The organism is Ferrovibrio sp., from assembly GCF_046297595.1.
Lineage (GTDB): Bacteria > Pseudomonadota > Alphaproteobacteria > Ferrovibrionales > Ferrovibrionaceae > Ferrovibrio.
The window spans coordinates 196163-216097 of record NZ_JBKBHT010000003.1; the positions used below are offsets into that span (position 1 = coordinate 196163).

At 64.6% G+C, this 19935-nt stretch carries 16 protein-coding genes; 9 read left to right on the forward strand and 7 right to left on the reverse strand.

Annotated features, from left to right (window positions below; translation table 11 throughout):
- Positions 1–52 precede the first annotated feature (52 nt).
- The 5 genes from ACK4FJ_RS09850 (at position 53) to ACK4FJ_RS09870 (ending at position 5759) form a co-directional block, all read left to right on the forward strand.
- Positions 53–1351 (forward strand): M20 family metallopeptidase, encoded by a 1299-nt coding sequence (locus ACK4FJ_RS09850; protein WP_409765890.1) that lies wholly within the window; start codon positions 53–55, stop codon positions 1349–1351.
- An 18-nt stretch (positions 1352–1369) separates the two neighbouring features.
- The gene (locus tag ACK4FJ_RS09855; protein WP_409765892.1) at positions 1370–2758 is read left to right on the forward strand and encodes an amidase; all 1389 of its coding nucleotides are present in this window, start codon (positions 1370–1372) and stop codon (positions 2756–2758) included.
- Positions 2759–2844: 86 nt separating this feature from the next.
- Entirely contained in the window at positions 2845–3603 is a 759-nt protein-coding gene (hutC, locus tag ACK4FJ_RS09860) for a histidine utilization repressor (protein WP_409765894.1), read from the forward strand.
- Positions 3604–3616: 13 nt separating this feature from the next.
- Positions 3617–5293, forward strand: a complete 1677-nt coding sequence (gene hutU / locus ACK4FJ_RS09865; protein ID WP_409765896.1) for a urocanate hydratase — start codon at positions 3617–3619, stop codon at positions 5291–5293.
- A gap of 154 nt (positions 5294–5447) precedes the next feature.
- Positions 5448–5759, forward strand: coding sequence for a hypothetical protein (locus tag ACK4FJ_RS09870; RefSeq protein ID WP_409765898.1), 312 nt, complete (start codon positions 5448–5450; stop codon positions 5757–5759).
- 5 nt (positions 5760–5764) lie between these two features.
- Here ACK4FJ_RS09870 and ACK4FJ_RS09875 read toward each other — a convergent pair whose 3' ends face one another.
- Together ACK4FJ_RS09875 and ACK4FJ_RS09880 are read right to left on the reverse strand one after the other, a co-directional pair.
- Positions 5765–6199: a hypothetical protein gene (locus ACK4FJ_RS09875; protein WP_409765899.1), complete on the reverse strand. Its 435-nt coding sequence runs from the start codon at positions 6197–6199 to the stop codon at positions 5765–5767.
- A gap of 1 nt (position 6200) precedes the next feature.
- Positions 6201–7955, reverse strand: coding sequence for a glucan ABC transporter ATP-binding protein/ permease (locus ACK4FJ_RS09880; protein ID WP_409765901.1), 1755 nt, complete (start codon positions 7953–7955; stop codon positions 6201–6203).
- A gap of 104 nt (positions 7956–8059) precedes the next feature.
- Here ACK4FJ_RS09880 and ACK4FJ_RS09885 point away from each other — a divergent pair, with 104 nt between their 5' ends.
- The 4 genes from ACK4FJ_RS09885 to rimO all read left to right on the forward strand — a co-directional run bounded on the left by ACK4FJ_RS09885 (position 8060) and on the right by rimO (position 12002).
- On the forward strand, positions 8060–9379 hold the full coding sequence (locus ACK4FJ_RS09885; RefSeq protein ID WP_409765903.1) for an amidase: 1320 nt from the start codon (positions 8060–8062) through the stop codon (positions 9377–9379).
- Positions 9380–9451: 72 nt separating this feature from the next.
- Positions 9452–10117 (forward strand): MarR family transcriptional regulator, encoded by a 666-nt coding sequence (locus tag ACK4FJ_RS09890; protein ID WP_409765905.1) that lies wholly within the window; start codon positions 9452–9454, stop codon positions 10115–10117.
- Complete coding sequence (locus tag ACK4FJ_RS09895; RefSeq protein ID WP_409765907.1) at positions 10114–10611, forward strand: transcription termination/antitermination protein NusG; 498 nt, start codon at positions 10114–10116, stop codon at positions 10609–10611. Before ACK4FJ_RS09890 ends, ACK4FJ_RS09895 begins: the two co-directional genes overlap by 4 nt.
- A 47-nt stretch (positions 10612–10658) precedes the next feature.
- On the forward strand, positions 10659–12002 hold the full coding sequence (gene rimO, locus ACK4FJ_RS09900; RefSeq protein ID WP_409765909.1) for a 30S ribosomal protein S12 methylthiotransferase RimO: 1344 nt from the start codon (positions 10659–10661) through the stop codon (positions 12000–12002).
- 172 nt (positions 12003–12174) lie between these two features.
- On the opposite strand, the gene cysG is transcribed toward rimO, so the two are convergent.
- The 5 genes from cysG to ACK4FJ_RS09925 are packed head-to-tail and all read right to left on the reverse strand — an operon-like array spanning position 12175 to position 19924.
- Complete coding sequence (cysG, locus tag ACK4FJ_RS09905; RefSeq protein ID WP_409765911.1) at positions 12175–13638, reverse strand: siroheme synthase CysG; 1464 nt, start codon at positions 13636–13638, stop codon at positions 12175–12177.
- The gene (locus tag ACK4FJ_RS09910; RefSeq protein ID WP_409765913.1) at positions 13610–16285 is read right to left on the reverse strand and encodes a molybdopterin-dependent oxidoreductase; all 2676 of its coding nucleotides are present in this window, start codon (positions 16283–16285) and stop codon (positions 13610–13612) included. Before ACK4FJ_RS09910 ends, cysG begins: the two co-directional genes overlap by 29 nt.
- Positions 16286–16291: 6 nt before the next feature.
- On the reverse strand, positions 16292–16642 hold the full coding sequence (gene nirD / locus ACK4FJ_RS09915) for a nitrite reductase small subunit NirD (RefSeq protein ID WP_409765915.1): 351 nt from the start codon (positions 16640–16642) through the stop codon (positions 16292–16294).
- A 10-nt stretch (positions 16643–16652) separates the two neighbouring features.
- The gene (gene nirB, locus ACK4FJ_RS09920; protein ID WP_409765917.1) at positions 16653–19100 is read right to left on the reverse strand and encodes a nitrite reductase large subunit NirB; all 2448 of its coding nucleotides are present in this window, start codon (positions 19098–19100) and stop codon (positions 16653–16655) included.
- Between the two features lie 23 nt (positions 19101–19123).
- Positions 19124–19924 (reverse strand): ABC transporter ATP-binding protein, encoded by an 801-nt coding sequence (locus ACK4FJ_RS09925; protein WP_409765919.1) that lies wholly within the window; start codon positions 19922–19924, stop codon positions 19124–19126.
- Between the last annotated feature and the right edge of the window lie 11 nt (positions 19925–19935).

A 19935-nucleotide genomic window follows, 5' to 3' on the forward strand; every position in this document is an offset into this window, starting at 1 on the left:
CTGCCGGCACAGGCTGGACAGAAAGACAGGCGGGGCGGAAAGGAGGAACGCGATGTCGGACACCCTGGACGCGACCGTCGACCAAAGGCAGGTCGAAGCGGCCGTTGCAGACCTACGCGGCGATGCCGTGGACCTGCTGCTCGATCTGGTGCGTCACCCTTCCCTGCTGGGGCAGGAGCGCAGCGCGCAGGACCGCATGCGCGAGGTTTTCGCGGAAATGGACCTGCAGGTGGATGAATTCGCCATCGACGAGGCGAAGATCAGGGACCATCCGGGTTATTCCCCCTCCATCGTTTCCTATGATGGCCGCCATAATGTCGTCGGCATTCATGAGCCGCGACGCGGCAGGCATGGCCGTTCGCTGATCTTCAACGGCCATATCGACGTGGTGCCCGTGGGTGCCGAAAGCCTGTGGACAAAACCGCCATTCGAGCCCTGGATCAAGGATGATCGTCTCTACGGGCGTGGCGCCGGCGATATGAAAGCCGGCATCGTCGCCTACACCATGGCGCTGAAAGCCCTGCAGAGGCTCGGCCTCGAGCCGGCCGCGAAAGTGATCCTGCAGTCCGTGGTGGAAGAAGAATGCACCGGCAACGGCGCGCTGGCCTGCCTGGTGCATGGCTACACGGCCGACGCCGCCATCATCCCCGAACCCACGCCCGGCATCCTGCAGGCGCAGATGGGCGTGATGTGGCTGGCGCTGGAAGTCTCGGGCAAGCCGGTGCATGCCTCGGTGGCCCATACCGGCGTCGGCGCCATCGATTTCGCCACCTACATGTTCGGCGAGCTCAAGAAGCTGGAACAGCGCTGGAATGCGGCCGAGCACCGCCATGCCTGTTATCACAGGCACGAGCATCCGGTGAATTTCAACCTGGGCAGGATCCAGGGCGGCGAATGGGCCTCGTCGGTGCCGACCTCGGCGCGCGCCGATATCCGGCTCGGCTTCTATCCCGGCAAGAGCCCGGCCGAAGTGCGGACCGAGGTGGAAGCCCTGCTGGCCGACGCCTATCGCCGGCACCCGATGAGCAACAGCCTGACCTACCGCGTGATCTACGAAGGTTTCCAGGCCGAGGGTTTTGAACTCGACATGAACCAGCCGGTGATCACGACCTTGAGCGACTGCGTGCGCGACGTGACCGGCAAGACGGCGGACTACACCGCCTTCACCGGCACCACCGATGCCCGCTTCTTCAATCTCTATGGCAACACGCCGGCCACCTGCTATGGCCCCCATGCCGAGAACATCCACGGCATCGACGAATGGGTGTCCATCGACAGCATGATGGACGTCGCCAAGGTGCTGGCGCTGTTCATGACGCGCTGGTGCGGTGTGAACCGTCTCGAATCCTGATCCGATCCGGAGAGCGACATGACCGCCCTGCACGACCTGACCGCCCACGACCTGTGGATGGGCTATCGCACCGGCCGCATTTCCCCGGTGGAGGCGACCAGGGCCGCCCTGGCCCGCATCAAGGCCTGGGAGCCAAAGCTGAACGCCATGTATCTGGTCGACGAGCCCGGCGCCCTGGCCCAGGCCAAGGCGGCGGAACAGCGCTGGCGCAAGGGCGATGCCCTGAGCCCGCTGGATGGCGTGCCGATCACGCTGAAGGAAAACATCGCCAGCAAGGGCGCGCCCACGCCCATCGGCACGGCTGCCGCCGAACTGACACCCAGCGTTATCGACGCCCCGCCGGCCGCGCGCGTGAAGGAAGCCGGCTGCGTCATTCTGGGCAAGACCACGATGCCGGATTTCGGCATGCTGGCCTCAGGCGTTTCCAGCCTGCATGGCACGACGCGCAATCCGTGGGACATCCGGCGCAACACGGCCGGCTCGTCATCGGGCGCCGGCGCCGCCGTGGCAGCCGGTTACGGCCCGCTGGCGCTGGGCACCGATATCGGCGGCAGCGTGCGCCTGCCGGCGGCCTATAACGGCATTTTCGCGCTGAAGCCCAGCCTGGGCCGCATCCCGATCAATCCGCCCTGGCTCGGCCGCGTCACCGGACCGATGACCCGCACGGTGATGGATTCCGCCCTGCTGATGAACCACCTGACCCGGCCGGATGCCCGTGACTACATGGCCCTGCCCTATCAGGAGACCGATTACCCCAAGCTGCTGGATGGCGAAGCCAAGGGTAAACGCATCGGTCTGCTGCTGGATATCGGCCACGGCACCAGGCCGCAGCCCGCCGTGCGCGAGGCCATCGAACGTGCGGCGAAGCTGTTCGCCGCTGCCGGTGCCCATGTCGAACCGGTGAAGCCTTTCGTGACCGCGACGATGATGAACGGGCTGGACACCATGTTCCGCTCGCGCGCCTGGGCCGATTTCGAACTGATGCCGCCGGCGCGGCAGGCCAAGGTGCTGCCCTTCATCGCCGCGTGGTGCCGTGGCGCGGCAGCCTTCACCGCCGCCGAGGCCATGCGGGCGCTGGCCCAGGTCTTCGCCCTGCGCGAGGCCGCCGTGGCGGCAACCGAACCCTACGATTTCCTGCTGACGCCCACCTCGCCGATCACGGCCTATGCGGCGGAGGAAGCCTGCCCGGGCAACGATACCGAACGGCCCTTCGACCACATCTGTTTCACCGCCCCCTTCAACATGTCGGAACAGCCGGCGGCATCGATCTGCGCCGGCTATGACGAGGATGGCCTGCCGATCGGGCTGCAGATCGTCGGCCACCGTTTCGACGATGTCGGTGTGCTGCGGATGGCGCATGTCTTCGAACAGATGCGACCGGCCCTGCGCCCCTGGCCGGAACCGTGAGGCAATAGCAGACGCCATTACCCGGCTGGACTTGTATATACAATTGAACCTATACTTCCTGCACCAAACAGGGGCAGGAAGACGTCATGACCGGGCCAGACGCCTCCAGCGGGCCAACCCCGCGCTACCGGCGGGTCAAGGAATACATCGTCAAGCACATTGAGGCCGGCGACTGGCGCGCCGGCGACCAGGTGCCGTCGGAAAGCACCCTGGTGCGGCAGCTCAAGGTCAGCCGCATGACCGTGAACCGCGCCTTGCGGGAACTGACGCATGAGGGCCTGCTGGTACGTGTGCAGGGCACCGGCACTTTCGTGGCCGAGAAGCGCCCGATCTTCAACCTGGTCGAGTTACGCAACATCGCGGAGGAAATCCGCGAGCGTGGCCAGCGCCATTCCGCGCGGGTCGAACTGCTGAAAGGCGAGAAAGCCACCCCTGAGGTCGCCCGCGAGCTGGGCCTGGCCGCCGGCACCAGCGTCTACCATTCCCTGCTGGTGCACATGGCCGACGGCATCCCGCTGCAGGTGGAGGACCGCTTCGTCAATCCGCAGACCGCGCCGGGCTATCTGGAAACCGATTTCGAAACCGTGACGCCGAACGAATTCCTCATGCGTGCCGCGCCAGCCTCGGAGGTCGAGCATATCGTCGAGGCAGCCATGCCCGATGCCCGCATCCGCAAGCTGCTGAAGATGGCGGCCAGCGAGCCCTGCCTGCGCCTGCGCCGCCGCACCTGGTCGGGCAGCCAGATCGTGTCGGCCGCGACGCTCTGGTATCCAGGCCATGCCCACCGTTTCGCCACCCGTTTTTCCTATCGCGCCGACGGCACGTCGAAGCGCACCTACCTGTAAGTCAGAGGTTGTCATGTCCGCATCATCCCGCCGCGACAATTCCCGCGTCATCCGCAGCCCCCATGGCAGCGACCTGCATACCAGCAACTGGCAGATCGAGGCTGCCTACCGGATGATGCGCAACAACCTCGATCCCGATGTGGCCGAGAAGCCGGAGGAACTGGTGGTCTATGGCGGCATCGGCCGCGCGGCCCGCAACTGGCAAAGTTTCGACCAGATCCAGAAAGCCCTCACTGCGCTGAAACCCGACGAGACCCTGCTGGTGCAATCGGGCAAGCCGGTGGGCGTGTTCCGCACCCATGAGGATGCGCCGCGCGTGCTGATCGCCAATTCCAACCTGGTGCCGGCCTGGGCGAACTGGGAGCATTTCAACGAACTGGATCGCCAGGGCCTGATGATGTACGGCCAGATGACCGCCGGCTCGTGGATCTATATCGGCAGCCAGGGCATCGTGCAGGGCACCTACGAGACCTTCGTGGAAATGGGCCGCCAGCATTACGGCGGCAGGCTGAAAGGTCGCTGGATCCTGACGGCCGGCCTTGGCGGCATGGGTGGCGCCCAGGCCCTGGCCGCCACCATGGCCGGTGCCTCGATGATCGCCATCGAATGCCAACCCTCGCGCATCGAAATGCGCCTGCGCACCGGCTATCTCGACATGCAGGCCGGCAGCCTGGATGAGGCGCTGGCCATGCTGGATGACGCGAAGAAGGCCGGACGGGCGGTCTCGATCGGCCTGCTGGGCAATGCCGCCGAAATCCTGCCCGAGATGGTGAAGCGCGGCATCCGCCCGGACGCGGTAACAGATCAGACCAGTGCCCACGATCCGCTGAACGGTTATCTGCCGGCCGGCTGGAGCCTGGACAAATGGGAGAAGGCCAAGGAACACGATCCCCAGGCCGTGGTCGCCGCCGCAAAGGCCTCGATGGCCGAGCATGTGCGCGCCATGCTGGTCTTCCAGAAGATGGGCATTCCGACGTTCGATTACGGCAACAACATCCGCCAGATGGCCAAGGAAGTGGGCGTGACGGAAGCCTTCGATTTTCCCGGCTTCGTACCCGCCTATATCCGGCCATTGTTCTGCAAAGGCATCGGCCCGTTCCGCTGGGTGGCCCTCTCGGGCGACCCGGAGGACATCTACAAGACCGACGCCAAGGTGAAGGAGCTGATCCCCGACGATCCGCACCTGCATACTTGGCTCGACATGGCCGCCAAGCGGATCAAGTTCCAGGGCCTGCCGGCGCGCATCTGCTGGGTCGGCCTGGGCCAGCGCCATCGCCTGGGGCTTGCCTTTAACGAGATGGTGGCGAAAGGCGAACTGAAAGGCCCCATCGTGATCGGCCGCGACCACCTCGATTCCGGTTCGGTCGCGAGTCCCAACCGCGAGACCGAGGCCATGAAGGACGGCTCGGATGCCGTGTCCGACTGGCCCTTGCTGAATGCCCTGCTCAATACCGCTTCGGGTGCCACCTGGGTGTCGTTGCATCATGGCGGCGGCGTCGGCATGGGCTTCTCGCAGCATGCCGGCGTGGTGATCGTGGCCGACGGCACGCCGGCGGCGGCGCGACGACTGGAACGCGTGCTGTGGAACGATCCTGCCACCGGCGTGATGCGTCACGCCGATGCCGGTTATGACATCGCGGTGAAATGCGCACAGGAGCAGGGCCTGAACCTGCCTTTCCTGGTAAAATAACACCGCCGATTCAGAATCGGCCTGCCGCGAGGAAGGGATTCCGGTCTATGCTATCCATCGATATGGAGCCCGGGCCGCCTTGCCGCAATTGTCCATCCAACGCCTGAACCCCCGCCGCCTCATCACGGGCGGCGCGGTCCTGGCCATCCTTTTGATGTTGGGTGTCGTGGGCTGGATGCTTCGGCCTGGCAGCCGCGGCGATGACCGCTATTACGTGCCGGGCGTGACTCCGACCCGGGAGGAATGCGTGATCGCGAAGATGAAGAGCTACGCCCGCATCGATCGTCAGGTCATGATGAGCATTGCCAACGAATGCGAACTCACCGTGCAGAGCATCGAAGGGCATGAAAAGCTGCGCAAGGCCTGGGAAGAACGTCAGGCTGTGCGCGAAGCGACTCCCAAACCTGCCGCGCCAGCCGCAGAACCGGCACCGGAAGGCGACCGCCTGCGCCGGGTCTGGCGCTAGTCAGGTCAGGATACAGCGTCCTCCACCACACAGCCGGGCCAATCCGATCCCGCTGGCAGCCGCCGTGCCGAAAACGGCGTGCCGGTCTGCACATGACGGTAGTGCAGCACCTCGCCTTCCAGTCTATCGATAATATAGCGGTGGCGAATATCTGCGCGCGCTCCATCGACCATATGGACGTGCGTGGCCAGGATATTACCGCCCGATGTCCAGCGGCCTATCTGCCGCTCAACGCGCTCGGATTTGCAATCCCTGAAATAACGAAACTCAATATCGAAGAACCCATCCGGACGGCGGTTGGACAGCCATTGCACGAACATCCCGCCGCCGAGCTTGCGTTCGCCATACCACAGACCCGTCAGGTCCATGGCAAAGGCGGGCAGGGACAATACCGATAGCAGGAAACCGATCAGACTGATCCGGAAGATCATATTCGCCACCTCAATGCGCTCCTTGAAACTGGGTGCGCACCAGATCGGCAAACAACCCGCCCTGCCGCACCAGGTCGTCGAAGCTGCCACGCTCGATAATGCGGCCCTGCTGCAGCACGAGAATCAGGTCGGCCTGCCGGACGGTGGCAAGGCGATGAGCGATGATGAAAGTGGTGCGGTTACGCATAAGGGCATCCAGGGCCTTCTGGATACGCGCCTCGGTGGCGGCATCCAGCGCCGAGGTTGCCTCGTCCAGGATCAGGACTGGCGGATTCTTGAGCAGAGCCCGGGCTATCGCCAGCCGCTGGCGCTCACCGCCGCTTAAATTCACCCCTCGTTCGCCGACCAGCGTGCCATAGCCCTTGGGCTGACGCATGATGAAGTCATGCGCCTCGGCCAGCCTTGCCGCCTGCTCCACCTCGGCGTCACTTGCCTCGGGTCGTCCGATGCGGATGTTGTCGGCGATCGAGCGGTGGAATACCGCGCTGTCCTGGAACACCACACCGATATTGCGGCGCAGGCTTTCCAGCGTGTAGTCGCGGATGTCGGTACCGTCGATCAGGATGCGGCCCGATTGCGGATCCCACAGCCGGCTGAGCAGGGCCATCGATGAAGTTTTGCCCGAACCGGTGGGGCCGACCAACGCCACCGTCCTGCCGGCCGGCACATCGAAGCTGAGATCAGTGACTGCCAGCCGGGCCGTGTCGTAGGACAGCGTGACGTTCTCGAACACCACGTCGCCTCTCAGGGTGCCGGCGTCGCGGGCGCCGGGTCTGTCGCGCACGGCAGCCTCGGTATCGAGGACCTGGAAGAACTCACCCAGGCTGTGCATCTGGAAGAACATGCGGCTGACGAATCCCATGGCAGCTTCCAGCCGGCCGATCAGCATGGTGGCGAAACCCATGAAGCTGACGATCTCGCCGACCGTGGTTTCGCCATGCAGATGCAGCCAGCTGCCCAGCACGAAGATGGCGATGATGGTGATGGTCGAGGCCATGCGGCTGAGTACGGTCATCAGCGCCCAGAGATTGAGCACCGGAAATTGCGCCTTCAGCAGGCGCTCCATCACGGCTGCGAGGTCGCGGGCTTCCAGGGCCAGCCGTACGAAGCTCTGCACCAGAACCACGTTGCCCAACGCGTCGCCGGCGCGCGCAGCGAGTTCAGAATGATAGGCCTCGACACGGCCCTGCGCCTTTTCGGTTTTCGCGACCACAATGGCGCTGACCAAAGCAAAAACCACGATTAGCGCGATCAGCAGCAGGCCCAGCCGCCAGTTGAGGTATAGCGACAAGGGAAGCAGCGCGAGCACCGCCACGAAGGTGGAAAGATGCTCGCGGAAGAAGGCAAGCCAGAGGCCGAACAGGTTGTCGGCGCCATTCAGCATGATCTTGAGCAGCGTGCCGGAATGGGTGCCGCTGTGGAAGGCGGCCGGCAGACTGAGCACGTGTTCGAAATACAGCGCCATGGCAGCCAGGCGACGGCGATGGGCCAGGCGGTCGGCATGCAAGGCAACAAGGATCCCGGCCATGATGCCGCCGATGCCGGCCACACACCAGATCAGCAGCAACTGGATGGTTTCCGCCCAGCTTTCATCCGGCGACAAACCGGCGGAATTAGACAGCACGTCGATGATGCGACCGAACAGGATCGGCTCGATGAAACCCACACCGGCCAAACCGATATTGGCCAGCGCCAGCAGGACGGCCAGCGGCCGCTCGGGCTTCAGCAGGCCCAACACCCGGGCATAGATTCGAACGAAATCCATGTACCAAGTATGAAGCGCGGCCAACCGGGCCGCTAGGCCTTGCCGCAGAGGCAGGATCGGCGATAGTGCGTCGAGTTCCCGTTACCATACAGCCGGAGAGTTCGATGACTGTTTCGCCCAAGCCTGCCTCTGCCCGGGAGCGACTGGAAGCCTGCCTGGCAAAGGCCACCGATCCGGCCGGCGAAGGCAGTCGTGTTTTTACCCGCCTGTATGCCGAGCGTGCCCGGGCCGAGGCCGAGGCCGCCGACACCCGGGTCCGGCAGGGCCTGCCGCTCGGCCCGCTGGATGGCCGGATCGTTTCGGTCAAGGACCTGTTCGACATGCCCGGAGAGCCGACCACGGCGGGCTCGAAACTGCTGCGGGACGCCCCGCCCGCCACGGCCATGGCACCGGCAATCGCCCGGTTACGCCAGGCCGGCGCCGTGATCATCGGTAAGACCAACATGACCGAATTCGCCTTCTCCGGCGTGGGCATCAACCCGCATTACGGCACCCCGGGCAATCCGGCCGACCGCAGCCGGATTCCGGGCGGCTCGAGCTCCGGCGGTGCGGTTTCGGTCGCCGACGGCATGGCCGAGATCACCATCGGTTCGGATACCGGCGGCTCGACCCGGATTCCGGCCGCGATGTGCGGCATCGTCGGCCTCAAGCCGAGCCAATACCGGGTGCCGACTGCAGGCGCCTTCCCGCTTTCCTTCGCGCTCGACAGCATCGGCCCGATGGCCGGCAGCGTCGCCGACTGCGCCCTGGCCGATGCGGTGATGGCGGGCGAGACGCCGCAGCCGCTCAATCCCGCCCCGCTGCCAGGTCTGCGCTTCGGCATTCCCCAAGGCCCATTGCTGGAGGGCATGGAACCGGAAGTGGCCCGGGCCTTTGAGGCAGCATTGGGCCGTCTGGGCAAGGCTGGGGTGCCGCTCGCCGACCACCCCCTGCCACTGTTGGCAGAAATGCAGGCCGTAAATGCCAAAGGCGGGTTTGCCGCTTCCGAGGCCTTTTTTGTGCATCAGGCCGCCCTGGACAGCCGGCCGGAGGATTTCGACCCGCTGGTGCGTGGCCGGATCGAACGCGGACGGGCGGTATCGGCTACTGATTACATATTTATGCAGCGCCGCCGCACCGAACTGATCCGGGCCATGGATGCCGATCTAGCCGACCTGGATGCCCTGATCCTGCCGACCACCCCAATCCGGGCGCCGAAAATCGCCGATCTGGCCGCCAGCGAAGCGGCCTTCACGGCCGCCAACATGCTGCTGCTGCGTAATACCTCAGTGGGGAACTTCTTTGATCTCTGCGCTATTTCCCTGCCCCTGCCGGCCGGCCTGCGCCCCGGGGAACTCCCCGTCGGCCTGATGCTGGTGGCCCGGAACGGCCAGGATCGGCGCCTGCTGCGGATGGCAGCGGCGGTGGAACGGCTGCTGGCATAATAAAAAACAGCCTTCTGAATCAAAAGGCTATTCTATTTGACCGAGGCGGCTGCAGGCCTTATCGTTCACGGCATGAACGACAAAACGGGCAAATCAGGCGAAAGCGGCTCCGACGCGGCCACGATGGTGGCCCTGCTATCGGCCGTGGATGGCGCCGAGCAGCACACCCAGCGCAGCCTGGCCAGCCAGCTCGACATGGCGCTTGGCCTCGCCAATGCCCTGCTGCGCCGTTGCGTATCAAAGGGTCTGATCAAGATTCAGACCGCGCCGGCGCGCCGGTATGCCTATTACCTCACGCCAAAAGGCTTTGCCGAAAAGAGCCGGCTGGTGGCGGAATACCTCGCCACGTCCCTGAATTTTTTCCGTCATGCCCGCAGCCAGTATGAAGATTCCTTCCAGGTCCTGCTGGCTCGCGGCATGACCAGGGTCGCGATCGCCGGCAATGGCGAGCTGGCGGAGATTGCCCTTCTGTCAGCATCCTCCGTCGGGGTTACCGTCACAGCCGTGATCGCGCCCGGCCGTAATATCGAACATTTCCACGGCCACCCGGTGGTTAGAGACCTGGATGCCGCCATTGCGGCAGGCGCAGAGGCGGTGGTTATCGCAGACAGCACTGCGCCGCAGCAGATATACGATCAACTCATCGCATTGCTGAGCCAGGAACGTCTGATTGCGCCACGATTGCTGCATATCACGCCGCAAAACGCGCCTTCGCAAAAGCGGGAGCGGGCGGCATGACAAAATGGTATGCGGTTTATACCCAGCCCGGCAAGGAAGCGATGGCCGCACGCGAGCTGGGAAACCAGAATTTCGGGGTCTATCTGCCGCTCTATCAGAAACTACGCCGGCAGGCCGGACGCACCGGCATCGTGGATGCTCCGCTGTTTCCGCGGTACCTGTTCGTTGGCATCGATACGGAAAACCAGCGCTGGCGCTCGGTGAACGGCACGCGCGGGGTCGTCGGCCTGGTGATGAGCGGCGACAGGCCGATTCCGGTGCCCGATCCCGTCATCGCGGAAATCCGGTCCCGAGAGGATGAAAAGGGCTATATCCGCCTGAACCCGCCCGGCTTCCGGCGGGGCCAGACATTGCGAATCGTCGAGGGCCCAATGGCCGATACCGAGGCCCTGTTCGAGGAAGCCGTGGATGGTAACCGCGCCATCCTGCTGATCTCCCTGCTGGGTCGGCTGGTGCGGACCCAGATGCCGCTTCGACAGGTCGCGGCGGCCTGAATGGCCCCCTAGCCAGTCCTGTATTTGAGGCGTATAAGCCCGCCGCCATGAGCAAGTCTGCCCCCGCGAAAGCCGCCCAAGCCGCCGAGCCGGCCAAGATCGGCATTGTCAGCCTCGGCTGCCCGAAGGCACTGGTCGATTCCGAGCGCATCATCACCAAGCTGCGCGCCGAAGGCTATGCCATTTCCGGTTCCTACGATGCCGCCGATGTGGTGCTGGTGAATACATGCGGATTCCTCGACAGCGCCAAGCAAGAATCGCTGGAGGCGATCGGCGAGGCCATGCGGGAGAATGGCCGCGTAATTGTTACCGGTTGCATGGGCGTGGAAGCAGAAAAGATCCGCGGCATGTTCCCCGATGTGCTGGCGGTGACCGGGCCACAGCAATACGAAGCTGTGGTGGAGGCCGTGCATGATGCTGCCCCGCCGGCACATGATCCCTTCGTCGACCTGGTGCCGCCCCAGGGCATCAAGCTGACACCCCGCCATTACGCCTATCTGAAAATTTCAGAGGGCTGCAACCACAGCTGCAGCTTCTGCATCATACCGTCCATGCGCGGCAAACTGAAAAGCCGGCAGGCCAACGATGTGCTGTATGAGGCGGAACGGCTGGTGAAAGCCGGCGTGAAGGAACTGCTGGTGATCTCGCAGGATACCTCGGCCTATGGCGTCGATATCAAGCACGCCGAAAGCCAGTGGCGTGATCGCAAGGTGAAAGCGCGCCTGACCGAACTGGCCGCCGCCATGGGCAGCCTTGGCGCCTGGGTACGGCTGCACTATGTCTATCCCTATCCGCATGTGGACGAGATCATCCCGCTGATGGCGGAAGGCAAAATCCTTCCGTATCTCGACATCCCGTTCCAGCATGCCGAGCCGCGCGTATTGAAAAGCATGCGCCGGCCCGGCAACCAGGAAAAGGTCCTGCAGCGCATCAAGGCCTGGCGAGGAATTTGCCCCGACCTCGCCATCCGCTCGACCTTCATAGTCGGTTTCCCCGGCGAGACCGAGGCGGATTTCGAATTCCTGCTGGACTGGCTGGAAGAAGCCGAACTCGACCGCGTCGGCTGTTTCAAATACGAAAACGTCGAAGGCGCAAGCGCCAACGATCTACCCGGTCACGTTGCTGACGAGGTGAAGCAGGAACGCTGGGAACGCTTCATGGCAACACAGCAGAAGATCAGCGCCAGGCGGCTGAAACGTTTTGTCGGCCGCACACTGGATGTGCTGATAGACGAAACCAAACGCACCACGGCCGTTGGACGCAGTTTCGCCGATGCCCCGGAAATCGATGGGGTCGTAAAAGTAAAAAATGCCACCGGCGTTAAGGTCGGCGACATGGTCAAGGTAAGAATTGAAAAGGCTGATGCCTACGACTTGAGTGGAAGATTGTGATAAATTGCTTCCGATAGCTCCAGCCCCCTGAACGTCTGAATGTATTCAATAAACTTCCTAAAGAACGAGTTCTTAGCATCTCGTGATCAGACGTAGAATTCATAATAAAAACCAAATTATCTAAATAATTAGCCCTGCCGCCAAAAGCCAGGCCAGTGGCTTCCCCTGACAATCAGGCGGTTCTGCTGAGCGCCCGCGCTTCAAAATATCGGACTTCCCCCGGAGTCCCGGCCGCTGCATGGAGCCCCGCGAAGACCCGTCCAATGCCCACCAGGATGGGCTGCTCATTGCCGAGCGAGGCCAGCCCTTCTGCCAGGTTGTCCAGCCGGCCCGCCCAGCGCGCTTCTTCCGGACGGGATACGGCCGCCAGGGCCACGACCGGCGTAGCGGGGGAAAGGCCCTCAGCAATCAGCCGCGCAGCAAACGCGTCGCCGGTACGGCCGCCCATATAAACCATCAGCGAGGTTTCGGGATCGGCCAGGCCACGCCAGTCGAGGTCCTGCGGCAGGCCGCCCTGACGCGAATGCCCGGTGACGAAACGCACTGAATGCGCTGCCTCGCGATGGGTGAGCGACACACCGAGCCGGCTGGCCGCCGCCACCGCCGCCGTGATGCCCGGCACGACATCCACCGGAATGCCCTGCGCCTGCAATGCGGCAATTTCCTCGCCGGCGCGGCCGAAGATCATCGGATCGCCGGATTTCAGCCGCACAACGCGTTTGCCCTGGCGCGCCAGCTTGATCATCAGCGCGTTGATGTCGTCCTGCCGACAACTCGCGCGGCCGCCGCGTTTGCCCACCATCATGCGGCGGGCCTCGCGGCGCGCCAGTTCCAGCACGCCATCCGACACCAGATCGTCGAACAGGATCACGTCTGCCGCCTGCAGCGCCCGCATGCCTTTTATGGTCAGCAGCTCGGCATCGCCCGGCCCGGCGCCAACCAAAGTGACATGGCCGGCATCAGCCTCCGGCTGCATGCGCAGCAGATCGACATCGGACGGCACAGCCGGTTCAAGAAAGGCGCGTTCGGCAAACCGCTGCCAAAAAGCACGGCGCTGCGTGGGCGTCGGCAGGCGGCCTGCCAGCGACGCGCGGATGCGCTTGGCGGCGGCGGCCCAGGCGCCCAGCGTGGCCGGCAGCAGGGTTTCGATGCGCCGCCGCACCGCCTGGGCCAGCACCGGCGCCGCCCCATCGGTTGAGATGCCGATCACCAGCGGCGAGCGGTTGACGATGGAGCCGAACTGCACGTCGCCATGGCCGGGCTTGTCGATGGCGCTGCAGATCGCGCCGGCGCTGCGTGCGGCGGCATGAAACGCCGCCGCCACCTGCTCATCGGCCGCATCGATCACCGCCATGACCGCGCCGGCAAGATCGCTTGGCTGCCAGGCTCGCATATGCAAAACGATGCTGTCCTGCAGGGCCCGCAATTCAGCCCCGGGCAACGGCGCAAAAACCTCCACCCGCGCGCCGGCCGCGGCCAGCAATTCGGCCTTCCATGCTGCGGGCGCTTCGTTGCCCGCTACCACGGCGCGCTTGCCGTGCAGGTCGATGAACAGCGGCAGCACGGCCAGCGGCGCGATGCGCCGCACGGCCGGAGGTACCGTGACGTCAGCCGGCTTTCTGGATGCTGAACCCATCGATGATCCTCCGGATTTCACTGCGGCAGGAACCGCAATTGCCGCCGGCCTGGGTTGCGGCCGTCACGGCCTCCACCGTGCCGCAGCCGCCCGCAACCGCCGCAGCAATCTGCCTGGCGCCGACATCGAAGCATGCGCAGACGATGGCACCGCGATCCGGCTGGTCCGCGCCGGTGCGACCGGCCAGCAGGCGCAGCCGCGCCGTGGCCGTGGCGAATGGCGCATCAAGCTGGTCGGCGGCCCAGGCGCGTGATACCGCCACCGGCTGCGGCGCGATGAACAGCGCCCCAATCAGGCGCTCGTCGCGGAAGGCGGCGAACCGATGCTGGCCGGCAGCGTCATCGTGATAAGCTAGCAGTTCGATGCCAGCATCGCTTTCAATGCCGAAAAGGACGCGGGCCAGTATCGTCCAGTCCTGCGGCAGGATCCGATCGGCCAGTTCCAGCCGCCACCCCGCGCGCGCCGGCGCCAGCGTCCAGTAGCCGACCGGCGGCGGGGCGGGCCTTTTTGCCAGCACGGCGAAGCCATACCAGCTAGCGGCATAGGGCTGCACGGCAACGGGCGTGAATTTCAGTTCCGGCTGGCCCGAGACCGGATCGGTGGCCGGGTTGACCAGTACATCCACACGCGCCTGCGCGCTGAATTGATCCGTCCAGTGCAGCGGCGCGAAGACCGTGCCGCGCTGCTGCTCCTCGCTGACTAGCGCGCGCAGGATCGCATGGCCGCGCGGATTGTGCAGCATCACGAGGCTGGCCGGAGCAATGCCATGGGCCGCGGCATCGGCCGGGTGGATTTCCAGAAAAGGTTCGGCGATATGGCCCATCAGGCGCGGCGAGCGGCCCGTGCGTGTCATGGTATGCCACTGGTCGCGGATGCGGCCGGTATTGAGCACCAGCGGATGATCTTCACCGGGCAGCTCGGCGGCCGCACGCCATGGCGTGGCGATGAACCGCGCCTTGCGGTCGGGTGTATAGAACCGGCCGTCGGCGAAAAAGCGCCGCTCGTCATTACGCGGCTGTCCAGCCGGCCAGGGCCACTGGAACGGCGCGAGCGATTCATAATCGGCAGGCGTGATATCGCCCAGCTCGGAAATATCGAAATCCCGTCGCCCATCATTCTCCACGCCGCTGAGCCGGGCATATTCGGCAAATATCTCGGCCGGTTTTTCGTAGCCAAAGGCATCGGCCCAGCCCATCCGGCAGCCGACCTGGGCAAATATCCACCAGTCGGGCTTCGCTTCGCCAGGCAGCGGCAGGAAGTTGCGTTGACGAGAGATGCGGCGTTCGGAATTGGTGACAGTGCCGTCCTTCTCGCCCCAGGCCGCCGCCGGCAGCAGCACATGGGCATGGCGCGCCGTGTCGGTCACCTGCAGGACATCCGACACGACGACAAAGGGGCAGGCCCGCAATGCTGCCTGCACATCGTCAGCATCGGGCAGGCTGTCCACCGGATTGGTGCCGGCGATCCAGATCGCCTTCACGCGGCCGTCCTTCACGGCGCGGAACAGGTCCACCGCCTTCAGGCCCGGCTTGTCGGCGATGCGCGGCGCGGCCCAGAAATCCTGCACGATGCGACGATGATCCGGGTTCTCCAGCTCCATGTGGCAGGCGAGCTGGTTGGCCAGGCCGCCCACCTCGCGACCGCCCATGGCATTGGGCTGGCCGGTGATCGAGAATGGTCCCATGCCGGGGTGGCCAATGCGGCCGGTGAACAGATGGCAGTTGATGATGGCATTCACCTTGTCGGTGCCACAACTCGACTGGTTCACGCCCTGGGAATAGGCCGTCACCACGCGCTCATGCCGGGCGAAGAGATCGTAGAAACGTTTCAGCTCGGCCTGGCTGAGGCCCGTGATCGCGGCAATCTCGGTTTGCAGCAGGCTACGGGCAGCCGCCAATGCCGCCGGCAAACCGCTGGTATGCCGCGCGACATAGCCGGCACCGATCTTACCCAGCCCCTCCAGATGCGCCAGAAGGCCATTGAACAAAGCCACGTCGGATCCGGGTTTCAGCGCCAGATGCAGATCGGCACTGCGCGCCGTCATGGTACGGCGCGGATCGATCACCACGATGGTCAGTTCTGGCCGCTCGGCCTTGGCGGCCATCAGGCGCTGGAACAGCACCGGATGGCACCAGGCCAGGTTGGACCCGACCAGCACCACCAGATCGGCCAGTTCGAGGTCGGCATAGACGCCCGGTACCGTATCGCTGCCAAAAGCGCGCTTGTGGCCCGCCACGGCTGAAGCCATGCAGAGCCGCGAATTGGTGTCGATGTTGCCCGAGCCGATGAAGCCCTTCATCAGCTTGTTGGCGACGTAATAATCCTCGGTCAGTAGTTGCCCCGAGACATAGAAGGCCACCGAGTCCGGGCCATGCTGCGCGATGGTGTCGGAGAAAACCTGCGCCACACGATCCAGTGCCGTATTCCAATTCACCCGCTGGCCATCCATCACGGGGTGCAGCAGACGGCCTTCCAGGCCCAGCGTCTCGGCCAGCGCCGACCCTTTCGAGCAGATGCGGCCGGCATTGGCCGGGTGAGCCGGATCGCCCTGCGCGGCGATGCCGCCATTGGCTTCGTGCCGCAGCCGCAGGCCGCAGCCCACCCCGCAATAGGGGCAGGTGCTGCGGGTTTCGGGCGCGGCGCTCATGCTGCCTCAGGCGGCCTGCATCGCCCGGCCGGGCCAGGCAAGCTGCACGCGACCATGCTCCAGCCGTACGGCGATGGTGCGGGTGCAGCCATGGTCGGCGCCCTGGGCCTCGCCGGTGGCCAAGCTGATCACCCAGTTATGCAGGGGGCACGTCACGCTGTCGCCTTGGACGATACCCTGTGACAACGGCCCGCCCTTGTGCGGGCATTTGTCGTCCATTGCGAATAGTTTGTCGTCCATGGTGCGGAATATGGCGATGTCGCCACCTGCCGTCTTCACCACGCGGGCACCGCGCTTTGGAATGTCGTCCAGCGTGCCGATATCGATCCAGTCGCCAATCATGGTTGTAAGGGTCATGGCGCCCTCCCTATTCGGCGGCATGGGCCAGCCGCAGATCGGCCAGCGGCTTGAATTCATGGGCGAAGGCGCCGTTGACGCGCTCGCCCCAGGGATCGACCTGCGCCACCTTCTGCGCCTGCACGAAGCGGGCGAACAGCGCGCGGCGGCGTTCATGATCCTCGACGATCTGCTGCTTTACGGTATCGAGGCCGACGCGATGCAGCCATTTGTGGATACGGTCCAGGTAATGCGCCTGCTCGCGATAGAGCTGCATGAGGGCTCCGGTATATTCCAGAACCTCTTCCTCGGTTTCCAGCTTGCACAGCAGGATGGTCTGCTTCACTTCCAGACCCGCCGCGCCGGCGATGTGGAATTCATAGCCGGAATCGACGCAGATAATGCCGATATCCTTCACTGTCGCCTCGGCGCAGTTGCGCGGACAGCCCGAGACGCCGAGCTTCACCTTGTGCGGCGTCCAGCTGCCCCAGGTGAATTTCTCCAGCTTGATGCCAAGCCCGGTGGAATCCTGGGTACCGAAGCGGCACCATTCGGTGCCGACGCAGGTCTTCACCGTGCGCAGGCCCTTGGCATAGGCATGGCCCGACACCATGCCGGCGGCATTGAGATCGGCCCAGACGCCCGGCAGGTCTTCCTTCTTCACGCCCAGCAGGTCGATACGCTGACCACCGGTCACCTTCACGGTGGGGATGTTGAACTTGTCGGCCACGTCGGCAATGGCGCGCAATTCCTTGGCGCTGGTGACGCCGCCCCACATGCGCGGCACCACCGAATAGGTGCCATCCTTCTGGATGTTGGCATGGGCGCGTTCGTTGATGAAGCGGGACTGGTTGTCGTCCACATACTCGCCGGGCCAGGTCGCCAGCAGGTAATAATTCAATGCCGGGCGGCATTTGCTGCAGCCGCAGGAGGTCTTCCATTCCAACTCCTGCATCACCGCCGGAATCGATTTCAGCTCCTTGGCCACGATTAGCCGGCGGATGTCGTCATGGCCCAGATCGGTGCAGCCGCAGGCGGCCTTCGATGCCTTCGGCGTATAGGAATCGCCCAGCGTCAGGCCGATCAGCTTTTCCACCAGCCCGGTGCAGGACCCGCAGGAGGCCGAGGCCTTGGTGACGGCTCGTACTTCTTCCAGCGTAGTCAGGCCATTGGCTGTGATCGCACCGGTGATCTTGCTCTTGCACACGCCGTTGCAGCCGCAGATCTCTGCCTCATCCGGCAAGGCTGCAACGGCCGCCATAGGGTCCAGCGGGCTACCTCCCGCATAACCCTGGCCGAAAATCAGGGTTTCACGCATATCCGCGATGTCGGCGCCCTCGCGCAGAAGCTGGAAGAACCAGGCTCCGTCGCCGGTATCGCCGTACAGCACCGTGCCGATGACCCGGTTGTCCTTCAGCACCAGCCGGCGATAGACGCCACGCGCCGCATCGCGCAACACAATCTCCTCGCGGTCAGGCGCCTCGGCGAAGTCGCCGGCCGAAAACAAATCGATGCCGGTGACCTTGAGCTTGGTGGCCGTCACCGAGCCGTTATAGGCGGCCGGCTCGTCCACCAGCGTCTTGGCCAGCACGGCGGCCATCTCGTAGAGCGGCGCGACCAGGCCATAGGTGGCGCCGCGATGCTCGACGCATTCGCCCAGCGCGAAGATATCCGGGTCTGAGCTGCGCATCTGGTCGTCTACCACGATGCCGCGGTTGACGGTCAGGCCGGCCTGTTTGCCCAGCGCGGCATTGGGCCGGATGCCCACCGCCATCACCACCAGGTCGGCGGGAATATGCGTGCCGTCTTCCAGCTCGACCGCCTCCACCCGGCCATTGCCGGTGATTGCCTTGGTGTTGGCGCCGGTGAGCACACGGATGCCGCGTTCCTCGATGGCTTTTTTCAACAGATAGCCGGCGGCCGGATCGAGCTGGCGCTCCATCAGGGTCGGCATCAGATGCACCACTGTAACCTGCATGCCCTGCTCGGCCAGGCCGGCCGCCGCTTCCAGGCCCAGCAGGCCGCCGCCGATCACCACGGCATTGCCGCGTGACTTCGCGGCCAGGATCATGGCATCGACATCGTCCAGGTCACGGTAGCTCAGCACGCCCGGCAGAGTGTGGCCCGGCACGGGAATTATGAAGGGCACCGAACCGGTGGCGATCACCAGCTTGTCGTAGGGTTCGGTCAGGCCGTTATCGGTGGTTATGGTCTTTGCCGCACGGTCGATGGCGGTGACGCGCGTGCCCTTGTGCAGCGTGATGCCATGGTTGATGTACCAGCCATCGCCATGGATCACGATCTGCTCATAGGTCTTCTCGCCCGACAGCACGGGCGAAAGCATGATGCGGTCGTAATTCACCCGCGGTTCGGCGTTGAAGATCGTCACGGCATAGCGGCCGGGCGCGGCCTCGAACAGTTTCTCCAGCATGCGCCCGGGCGCCATGCCGTTGCCAATGATGACGAGACGTTCTTGCATGGCCTTGGACTCCTTCAGCCCTCTTACGCTGCCTGCACAGAGGGTGCGCGATGGCGGGCATAGAGGAACTCCAGGATCTGCTGGCGGCAGCGCGTGTATTCCGGATCGCTGGCCAGGGCCAGGCGGTTGCGCGGGCGCGGCAGATTCACATCGAGGATTTCCCCGATCGTGGCCGCCGGTCCATTGGTCATCATCACGACGCGATCCGAGAGCAGTACGGCCTCGTCCACGTCATGGGTGATCATGATCACGGTGTTTTTCAGTTTGGCGTGCAGTTCCATCACCGTGTCCTGCAGCGTCGCGCGGGTCAGCGCGTCCAGGGCGCCGAACGGCTCGTCCAGCAGCAGCACCTTTGGCTCCATCGCCAGTGCCCGGGCAATGCCGACGCGCTGCTTCATGCCGCCGGAGATTTCCTGTGGGCGCTTGTCTAGCGCGTGGTCCATGCCCACCAGCGCCAGGTTATGCCGGGTCCATTCGTCGCGTTCGGCGCTCGACTTCGCCCTGCCATGCACCTTGTCGACGGCCAGCCGCACGTTGTCGTAGACTGTCAGCCAGGGTAGCAGCGAATGGTTCTGGAACACCACGGCGCGGTCCGGGCCGGGAGCGTTGACCTCCTTGCCCTGCAGCAGCACGCCGCCATGGGTGGCGCGCAGCAGGCCTGCCACGACGTTGAGCAGGGTGGATTTGCCGCAGCCGGAATGGCCGATCAGGGCGACGAACTCGCCGCTGCCGATCTGCAGGTGGATATCGCGCAGGGCGATGAAGGGGCCATTGGCTCCCTTGAAGGTCATCCCGACGTCTTCGAAGCTGAGATAGGCGCTCATGGGGGGCTCCT

Excerpts from the sequence above, each read along its gene's own strand:
- ACK4FJ_RS09885 (WP_409765903.1), top strand. The coding sequence starts at position 8,060 with ATGACTGTTTCGCCCAAGCCTGCCTCTGCCCGGGAGCGACTGGAAGCC.
- ACK4FJ_RS09870 (WP_409765898.1), top strand. The coding sequence starts at position 5,448 with ATGTTGGGTGTCGTGGGCTGGATGCTTCGGCCTGGCAGCCGCGGCGAT.
- rimO (WP_409765909.1), top strand. The coding sequence starts at position 10,659 with ATGAGCAAGTCTGCCCCCGCGAAAGCCGCCCAAGCCGCCGAGCCGGCC.
- cysG (WP_409765911.1), bottom strand. The coding sequence starts at position 13,638 with ATGGGTTCAGCATCCAGAAAGCCGGCTGACGTCACGGTACCTCCGGCC.
- ACK4FJ_RS09895 (WP_409765907.1), top strand. The coding sequence starts at position 10,114 with ATGACAAAATGGTATGCGGTTTATACCCAGCCCGGCAAGGAAGCGATG.
- ACK4FJ_RS09925 (WP_409765919.1), bottom strand. The coding sequence starts at position 19,924 with ATGAGCGCCTATCTCAGCTTCGAAGACGTCGGGATGACCTTCAAGGGA.
- ACK4FJ_RS09855 (WP_409765892.1), top strand. The coding sequence starts at position 1,370 with ATGACCGCCCTGCACGACCTGACCGCCCACGACCTGTGGATGGGCTAT.
- ACK4FJ_RS09850 (WP_409765890.1), top strand. The coding sequence starts at position 53 with ATGTCGGACACCCTGGACGCGACCGTCGACCAAAGGCAGGTCGAAGCG.
- nirB (WP_409765917.1), bottom strand. The coding sequence starts at position 19,100 with ATGCAAGAACGTCTCGTCATCATTGGCAACGGCATGGCGCCCGGGCGC.
- ACK4FJ_RS09890 (WP_409765905.1), top strand. The coding sequence starts at position 9,452 with ATGAACGACAAAACGGGCAAATCAGGCGAAAGCGGCTCCGACGCGGCC.
- hutC (WP_409765894.1), top strand. The coding sequence starts at position 2,845 with ATGACCGGGCCAGACGCCTCCAGCGGGCCAACCCCGCGCTACCGGCGG.
- hutU (WP_409765896.1), top strand. The coding sequence starts at position 3,617 with ATGTCCGCATCATCCCGCCGCGACAATTCCCGCGTCATCCGCAGCCCC.
- nirD (WP_409765915.1), bottom strand. The coding sequence starts at position 16,642 with ATGACCCTTACAACCATGATTGGCGACTGGATCGATATCGGCACGCTG.
- ACK4FJ_RS09910 (WP_409765913.1), bottom strand. The coding sequence starts at position 16,285 with ATGAGCGCCGCGCCCGAAACCCGCAGCACCTGCCCCTATTGCGGGGTG.
- ACK4FJ_RS09880 (WP_409765901.1), bottom strand. The coding sequence starts at position 7,955 with ATGGATTTCGTTCGAATCTATGCCCGGGTGTTGGGCCTGCTGAAGCCC.